The sequence below is a fragment of the Caballeronia mineralivorans PML1(12) genome (assembly GCF_001028175.1).
GTDB lineage: Bacteria > Pseudomonadota > Gammaproteobacteria > Burkholderiales > Burkholderiaceae > Caballeronia > Caballeronia mineralivorans.
This window is the reverse complement of the sequence record NZ_AEJF01000043.1, coordinates 25,501-33,193: the sequence shown is the minus strand read 5'-3', so window position 1 is coordinate 33,193 and position 7,693 is coordinate 25,501. Positions and strand designations below refer to the sequence as shown.

The following is a 7,693-nucleotide window of genomic DNA, read 5'->3' as shown; positions in this document are numbered from 1 at the left end:
GGCGCGGCTGCAGCGAGCCACCACGGCACGCTCGCAGGGCTCGCGTGCGCCATCGACCTTGGCGCCACTGACGTCGACCAGCTCTGGTCGCACGTACCGGCCACACGCCAGGCGCACGCAAAGGCTGCGCGCTTCGGCCGCTCGATGGCGCAATTAATGGCGCTGCGGCCCGGTCACGTTGACAGCATTGAGCCGCAAACCATTGTCTGCCGATGCGAGGACGTGACCCGCGCCGAGATCGACGCCGCCTGCGATGCCGGCGCACGCGACGTGAATCAGCTCAAGGCCTGGACCCGATGCGGCATGGGACCGTGCCAGGGCCGCACTTGCGGAGACGTTGCGGCGGAATTGCTTGCTGCACGCGCTCACGGCGGCTCACGCGAACGCGCTGGCTGCTTTTCGGCTCGCACGCCGTTACGGCCAATGACAGTGGAAGCGCTCACAGGTGACTTCAGCTATGACGACATTCCGATCCCGAAGGCGGCGCCCTTATGAATCGGGCAACAACAACCGCATTCGATGTCGCCGTACTCGGCGGCGGCGTGATGGGATGCACGACCGCACTATTCCTCGCGCGTGCTGGCATGCGGGTGGCGGTGATCGAACGCGATGCGCTGTGCCGTGGCGCATCGGGCGTGAACGCCGGCACGTTGACGCTGCACATGACGCGCGCCGCCCTCGTCCCCTACGCTATCCGGGCCTGGGACATGTGGATGAACACTGACGCGTGGCTCGGCCACGGCGTGCTCGCCACCGCTGCGCCCGGCCTTTCGCTCGCCTTCACGGAGCACGAGAAGACGCTGCTGCAGCAACGCGCGGCGGCAAGATGCAAGTACGGCGCGCGGATCGATCTGCTCGACCGGGATGCTGCGCTCGCCGTGGAGCCTGGTCTGAATCCAGTGGTACTGCAAGCCGCGTACTGCGCAACGGACGGCTTCGCCAGCGCCTATCTCACCGGCCGCGCCTACCATGCGGCATTGCGCGAAGCGGGTGTGCATGTGTTCGAGCAGACGCCGGCAACGCGCATCGACCGGGTCGCCGGGATGTATCGCGTGAGCGGTCCGGACAACGCAATCCGTATCGACGCGACGCGTCTCGTGATGGCGGGCGGCGTGTGGCTGGAACCTCTCCTGGCCATGCTCGATATCAACATTCCCGTCAAGACGCTCGTCAACCAGTTGATCGTCACCGAGCGCATGCCGCCCTTGATGCGCTCAGTACTAAGCATTGCGAACGGGTTGCTGTCAATGAAGCAGTTCGCCAACGGCGGCGTGCTGATAGGCGGCGGCTGGCAAGGCATTGGCGATCGAGTGCGCGGCGGCGTGGAGACTGTGCCGGACAATCTGATCGGCAATCTCCGGCTCGCGCAGCACGTGATCCCCGCGCTCGCAAAGGCGCGCGTGGCCCGCATCTGGCTTGGCCTCGAATCCGAAACCGCCGACGCCATGCCAATGATCGGTGCGCTTCCCGGTCTTCCGGATGCCTGGGTGATCGGTTGCGTGCATTCCGGTTACACCAGCGGTCCCTACATGGGCAAGCTGCTAGCCCAAGCCATGCTCGGCGAAGAACCCGAGCTACCCCTGTTCGATCCGGCGCGGCTCGTCGTTCCTGTCGAGGCGCTTGCCCAACCTCATCGAGAAAAGACAGAATGATTCCCACGCATGCCGATCCATTCAACGGCGTTTATGCCGCCACGCTATGCCCTCTCGACGCGGACGGCCGCCATCTGGACGAAGCCGCGCTCGCGCGGCATATCGAGACGGTGGCGAACGTCGACGGTATTGCCGGCCTGCTGGTGAACGGCCACGCCGGCGAGAACTTCGCGCTCTCGGCAGCGGACAAACGGCGCGTAGTGGAAATTGCACATGCAGTCTGCGGCAATCGCCTGATCATCGTGGCGGGCGTGAATTCCGAGGACAGTTACGAAGCGCAGGCCCACACAAACGATGCAAAGCAGGCCGGCGCCGACGCCATGTTGCTGTTTCCACCGTTCTCGTGGGCGCTGTCGACCGATCTCGACACGGTCCTCACGCATCACCGGATCGCCAACGCCGAGGCTCGCCTGCCCATGATGCTGTACCAGGCCGGTGTCGCCACGGGCGGCATGGCCTACACGCCGCAGATGCTCACCGCGCTCGTCGGCTTGCCCGAGGTCGTGGCCATCAAGGAAGGCAGTTGGGAAACCGCCGCGTACGAAGCGAACCGCCGGCTCATCAAGTCGATCGCGCCGCACGTGGCCGTGATGGCTTCCGGCGACGAACACCTGTTCACCTGTTTTGCGCTCGGCACTGAAGGCAGCCTCGTCAGCCTGGCGGCCGTCGTGCCTGAACTGATCGTAGCGCTGTATCGTGCTGTCGAACGCGGCGATCTTGCCCAGGCGCAGCAGCTTCATGCGCACGTCTATCCGCTTGCGAAGGCCATCTACGGAACCGCGCCCGGCTCGCACGCCAATGCGCGCCTGAAAGCCTGCCTGCACTTGCTCGGACAGTTCCCGCAGCCGTCGATGCGCCCGCCCATCCCGCCGCTCTCCCACGCAGAAATGGCGCGTCTCGACGACGCGCTCGCCATCGCCACCAGCGCTTAACGGAGTGACTCATGACGCCAACCATGACCCTCATCAAAGGCGGCCGCATCATTACGGCCGTCGACGACTATGTCGCCGACATCCTCGTGAAAGGCGAGCGCATCGTCAGCATCGGGCTGGACCTCGATGCGGGCCCGGATGCCCGCGTGATCGACGCGGCAGGACTGCTCGTGTTTCCGGGTGGCGTCGATTGCCATACGCATATGGAGAATACCTTCGGGCCGTCGGTGACGGCCGACAACTTTGCGTCAGGCACGCGCTCGGCGGCCTTCGGCGGCACCACGACGATTATCGACTTCGCGCTGCAGACAGCCGGCACGAGCCCGCTCGATGCAATCTCGCGGGCGCAGTCGAAGGCAGCGTCGGTGGCGAGCATCGACTATGGCTTTCACGTGATCGTGACGCAGGTGGACGAGCGCGTGCTTGGCGACATGCAATATGCGATCCGTCACGAAGGCGTATCGAGCTTCAAGATGTTCATGGCGTATCCCGGCACGGTCATGTCGGACGACGCCGCCATTTTCCAGGCGATGCGGATGGTCGGCCAGCACGGCGGCATGATCGCGTTGCATGCCGAGAACGGCACGATCATCGACCTGTTGATTCGCGAGGCGCTCGCCCAAGGTCACACGTCGCCGCGTTATCACGCGTTGACGCGGCCCGCGATCATGGAAGGCGAAGCGACACATCGCGGCATCAAGCTCGCCGAACTCGCCGAAGCGCCGGTCTACTTCGTTCACCTCTCGGCGAAAGAGGCGTTGAAGCATGTGATCGAGGCGCGCGATCTCGGCATTCCCGTATTCGCGGAGACCTGCCCTCACTATCTCTTCTTCGACGAATCAGCGTACTCCGACGACAGCTTCGATCTCGCGCGTTACGTGATGAGTCCGCCGCTGCGATCGAAGGAGGCGCAGAAGGCACTCTGGACCGCGCTCAAGACCGACGATCTGCAACTGATCTCGACGGATCATTGTCCGTATTGTATGAAGGAAGGCCATCGTGGCAACGTCAACCAGAAGCCGCTTGGACGTGACGATTTCTCGAAGATCCCGAACGGTGTGCCTGGCGTCGAAACGCGCATGACGGTGGTCTATGACGGCGGCGTACGGAGCGGCCGCATCACGCTTAACCGCTTCGTCGAGTTGATGTCGACTGCGCCGGCCAAGCTCTTCGGCCTGTTCCCGAAGAAAGGAACGATTGCAGTTGGCAGCGACGCCGATATCGTCCTGTTCGATCCGAACAAGTCGCACACGATCAGCGCAGACACGCAACACAGCGATTGCGACTTTACGTTGTTCGAAGGTCGCGAGGTCACGGGCCGGGTGAAGAAGGTGCTGCTACGGGGAGAATTGCTGATCGACGACGGCGACTGGGTCGGACGGACCGGCCAAGGAGCGTTCGTCGCGCGCGGCGAACTTGGCGGCCACTGGTAGAGCGTCATGCCGATCTACGAGCATGCCTGCGGTACCTGCGGTGCGTTCGATTCCATGCGCCCGGTTTCCAGACGCGATGAGCAGGCGCCCTGCCCGGAGTGCGGTGCGTTGTCGCCGCGCGTCGCCAGCGGCTCGACGGTGCTGTTGGCGCAACGCCGCGGGCAAACGCCGACGGAAGAAGGAGCCTATGGTTACAGGCATCAAGGCAGTTGCCGTTGCTGCCGTTAGGAATTCAGCGCGAACGATAGCCACAATGCTCTTGCGTACGCTGCCAATACCAGCCAGCTTCATCGCGCCGATCGCGTATTGGCCGTCGGCACGGTCGGAGGAGCAATGAAATCGGACACCGCGCCGGCAGGCTCGCAGACGACCCGGTTGCGGCCACCGCCTTTGGCCTCATAGAGCGCGGCATCGGCTGCATTGACGAAGGCCCGCAGCGTCGCAAAACGCCGCTCTGACGTGCAGGCGACCCCGATACTGACCGTCACGATGTGATACGGGCTGGCCACGTGGCGGCGGTCAAGCTCCTGCACCGCCGCGCGCATGGTTTCCGCGACCCGAACTGCGCCCGCATCCCCGGTATCGGGCAACAGCACGGCGAATTCTTCCCCGCCATAACGCGCGGCGGTATCTCCCGGCCGCCGGATATTCTCGCCAATGCACCGGGCGACAGCCGCGAGCGCGTCGTCGCCGGCCGAGTGGCCGTACAGATCGTTGAAACCCTTGAAATGATCGATGTCGATCATTAGCAGCGACAGCGGCAGGCCGCTGCGCTGCGCACGACGCCATTCCAACTCGGCCATTTCGTCAAACGCCCGGCGATTGCAGAGCCCCGTCAGCGCGTCGGTTCTCGCGAGCGACCGAAGCTCGGTTTCCATGGCAATGCGGCGCCTGAGTTGCTGCGCGAACAACACAGCCAGCGTGAGGATGATAACGTCGACTGCACCGACCAGCGACCAGATGATCCACGCGCGACGATGCCACTCCGCATAGATGCCGCGGCTAGCCACCGCGACATCGAGAATCAACGGAAAATTTCCGATGTGCCGGAACGCATACCAGCGCTCTACGCCGTCGATCGCAGCAGTGCCGAAGAACTCGCCACTCGGCGCTTGGGTAAAGCGCGTGTAGTTGGCGGTGCCCATGAGGCTCCGGCCAACGATCTTCGGGTCATAGGGCCGGCGCATCAGCATGGTGCCGTCCGCCAGCATCAGCGCCATCGAGCTGCCCTCGCCCAAGTTCATGCCGGCAAACAGGTTGTGGAAATAGTTCAGGCGCATGGTTCCCACCACCACCCCGGCAAAGCTGCCGTCCGGATGCGACAGTCGCCGGCTCATGGCGATGCTGGTGCCGGTGGTCAGTCGTGGCTCGAACGGATGACTAACGTACAGTCCTACGTTTGCCGCGTCGCGGTGGACCCTGAAATAGTCGCGATCAGACAAGTTGACGCGGCGCGGTGGATCGACCTTCGAGTCGATGACAATGTTGCCGTCCTCGTCGAGAACCAGCAACGAACCCAGGTCCTTGGCCGTCGCGGAGCGGTCGAACAGCACCATCCGGCGAAGGTCAGGCGGCAGGTCGCGCACGCCAGGATGCTCGAGGCCCTCAATGACCGCCTGCAGCGACAGGTCATAGAGTTCGAGGTTGCGCGCTGTGTCGCGCTCCACCAGCAGTGCCACGTTGATCGCTGCTTCCTGTGCCCGCCTGAGCGCGTCGTGTCGCATCTCGGTCAGCACCCATGCAGCAATCCCGAGAATCGCGCACGCGATGAGCACGCTGACGCCGATCACGGCATTCGGCCGCCGGGTCATGTCCTTACCGCCGATGCTGCGGAATCTTCAAAAACCATTGCGCGCCGTCCGATCGTAGCTTTCGCAAACCTTACTGAAAATTGATTTGAGACGGCGAATCGCCGCACTTTCGGGAGAATGCGTGAAGCGTATCAGGTATTAATTCCGGTTCATTGTGCGAAAACCGCCGATTTTCCTGGCTAATCCATTTCATTTGCTTGCTTCCATGGATATAGCGGTAACGCGCACGACGATTTCGAGCGTCCATCAAAGCCTCGGGATTGGCCGTCCCTCGTGGGTCGCGGACGCTGCATTTTAAGTATCGAAATATAGATAAAACTCCCATGGATGCGGCCGCAGTTTGATCGTGTCGATCTCGCGCGTGCGCTTGTATTCGATCCACGTCTGGATGACGTCGTCGGTGAATACATCGCCTTTGCGCAGGAACGCGTTGTCGGATTCGAGCGCTAGCAGCGCGTCTCCGAGGGAGCCCGGCACCTGCCGTATATTCCCGGCTTCTTCAGGCGAAAGGTCGTAGATATTGCGGTCAAGCGGATCGCCGGGATCAGTTTTGTTTTCAATGCCATCGAGGCCAGCCATCAGCATCGCCGCGAAAGCGAGGTACGCATTGGCCGACGGGTCCGGGCAACGGAACTCGACCCGCCGTGCATTCGGCGAACTTGAATACATAGGAATGCGTGCCGCAGCCGAACGGTTGCGCTGCGACATCGCCAGATTGACGGGGGCCTCATACCCGGGCACCAGACGCTTGTAGGAGTTCGTCGTTGGTGCACAGAAGGCCATCAGCGCAGGTGCGTGTTGCAGTAATCCGCCGATATACCACCGGCATGTTTCCGAAGTCAGCGCCCACCCGTTGGCGTCATAAAAGAGATTCTCGCTGTCTCTCCACAGGCTCTGGTGACAATGCATGCCGCTCGCGTTGTCGGCAAACAGCGGCTTCGGCATGAAGGTTGCCACTTTGCCGTGCCGGCGCGCTACGTTCTTGCAGACGTATTTGTAGATCATCACGTTGTCGGCCATGCGCGTCAGTGTCGCGAAACGCATGTCGATCTCGTTCTGTCCAGCGGTCGCCACCTCGTGGTGATGCACTTCGATCTGCACGCCCGCCTGCTGGAGCGTCAGCGCAATCTCCGAGCGAATCTCCTGCAGCGTATCGCTCGGCGGAACCGGGAAATAGCCCTCCTTGTAGCGCTGCTTGTAGCCGAGGTTTCCGCCTCCGTACGCCCCTTCGTCGCGGCCGGTGTTCCAGTCGCCCTCGGCCGATTCCACGTAGTAGTAGCCGCAGTGCTGGTCCTGCCCGAAGCGGATCGAGTCGAAGATGAAGAACTCCAGTTCCGGCCCGAAATAACAGGTCGTCGCAATCCCCGTCTGACGCAGATAGTTCTCCGCTTTTTTAGCGACGTAGCGCGGATCGCGAGAGTACGGTTGCTGCAGCACGGGATCGACGACGTCGCAGATGATGGACAGTGTCGGTGTGCCGCAAACCGGATCGATAAAGGCAGTCGCCGGGTCCGGCCTCAGCAGCATGTCGGACTCGTGGATCTCCTGGAAACCGCGAATCGACGAACCGTCGAAACCGATCCCCGCGCTGAACAGGTCTGGGTGGACTTCAGGGAGTGTGATCGAGAAATGCTGCCAGAGTCCGGGTAAATCGGTGAACTTCAGATCGACGATCTGGATATTGTGTTTCTGTAGCAGGTCGATCACCTCGCTCGCACTTCCCGGTCGCGTGACGCGATAGCTACCCGGTTTGACGGACACCCCGAAAGGCGATCTGGACACTCCTGGCGTAGTGGACATGGACGTTCTCCTGTTCCAGCCCTTCGTCTATGGACCAACCTGACTGTCCGCGTGCGAAAGCAAGG

At 62.6% G+C, this 7,693-nt stretch carries 7 protein-coding genes; 5 read left to right on the top strand and 2 right to left on the bottom strand.

The window, feature by feature from the left end; genetic code table 11:
* The 5 genes from EOS_RS05350 to EOS_RS49145 all read left to right on the top strand — a co-directional run.
* Window positions 1–495, top strand: a 495-nt coding sequence (locus tag EOS_RS05350; RefSeq protein WP_047845560.1) for a (2Fe-2S)-binding protein, incomplete at its 5' end; no start/stop codon positions are given.
* The gene (locus tag EOS_RS05345; RefSeq protein ID WP_047845559.1) at window positions 492–1,652 is read left to right on the top strand and encodes an NAD(P)/FAD-dependent oxidoreductase; all 1,161 of its coding nucleotides are present in this window, start codon (window positions 492–494) and stop codon (window positions 1,650–1,652) included. The genes EOS_RS05350 and EOS_RS05345, both read left to right, overlap by 4 nt.
* Window positions 1,649–2,584, top strand: a complete 936-nt coding sequence (locus EOS_RS05340) for a dihydrodipicolinate synthase family protein (protein WP_047845558.1) — start codon at window positions 1,649–1,651, stop codon at window positions 2,582–2,584. Before EOS_RS05345 ends, EOS_RS05340 begins: the two co-directional genes overlap by 4 nt.
* Before the next feature lie 11 nt (window positions 2,585–2,595).
* Window positions 2,596–4,017 carry a dihydropyrimidinase gene (gene hydA, locus EOS_RS05335; protein WP_047845557.1) on the top strand — a complete coding sequence of 474 codons (1,422 nt, stop codon included), beginning with the start codon at window positions 2,596–2,598 and terminating at the stop codon, window positions 4,015–4,017.
* Window positions 4,018–4,023: 6 nt separating this feature from the next.
* Window positions 4,024–4,245 carry an FmdB family zinc ribbon protein gene (locus EOS_RS49145; RefSeq protein ID WP_047845556.1) on the top strand — a complete coding sequence of 74 codons (222 nt, stop codon included), beginning with the start codon at window positions 4,024–4,026 and terminating at the stop codon, window positions 4,243–4,245.
* Window positions 4,246–4,304: 59 nt separating this feature from the next.
* On the opposite strand, the gene EOS_RS05325 is transcribed toward EOS_RS49145, so the two are convergent.
* Entirely contained in the window at window positions 4,305–5,828 is a 1,524-nt protein-coding gene (locus EOS_RS05325; protein WP_047845555.1) for a sensor domain-containing diguanylate cyclase, read from the bottom strand.
* A 294-nt stretch (window positions 5,829–6,122) separates the two neighbouring features.
* A complete protein-coding gene (glnA, locus tag EOS_RS05320; protein ID WP_047845554.1) occupies window positions 6,123–7,628 on the bottom strand; it encodes a type I glutamate--ammonia ligase in 1,506 nt (501 codons plus the stop codon).
* Window positions 7,629–7,693: the final 65 nt, after the last annotated feature.

Bases quoted from the DNA above. Each gene is read 5' to 3' on its own strand.
- EOS_RS05325 (WP_047845555.1), bottom strand. From the start codon at position 5,828: ATGACCCGGCGGCCGAATGCCGTGATCGGCGTCAGCGTGCTCATCGCG.
- EOS_RS05345 (WP_047845559.1), top strand. From the start codon at position 492: ATGAATCGGGCAACAACAACCGCATTCGATGTCGCCGTACTCGGCGGC.
- hydA (WP_047845557.1), top strand. From the start codon at position 2,596: ATGACGCCAACCATGACCCTCATCAAAGGCGGCCGCATCATTACGGCC.
- glnA (WP_047845554.1), bottom strand. From the start codon at position 7,628: ATGTCCACTACGCCAGGAGTGTCCAGATCGCCTTTCGGGGTGTCCGTC.
- EOS_RS05340 (WP_047845558.1), top strand. From the start codon at position 1,649: ATGATTCCCACGCATGCCGATCCATTCAACGGCGTTTATGCCGCCACG.
- EOS_RS49145 (WP_047845556.1), top strand. From the start codon at position 4,024: ATGCCGATCTACGAGCATGCCTGCGGTACCTGCGGTGCGTTCGATTCC.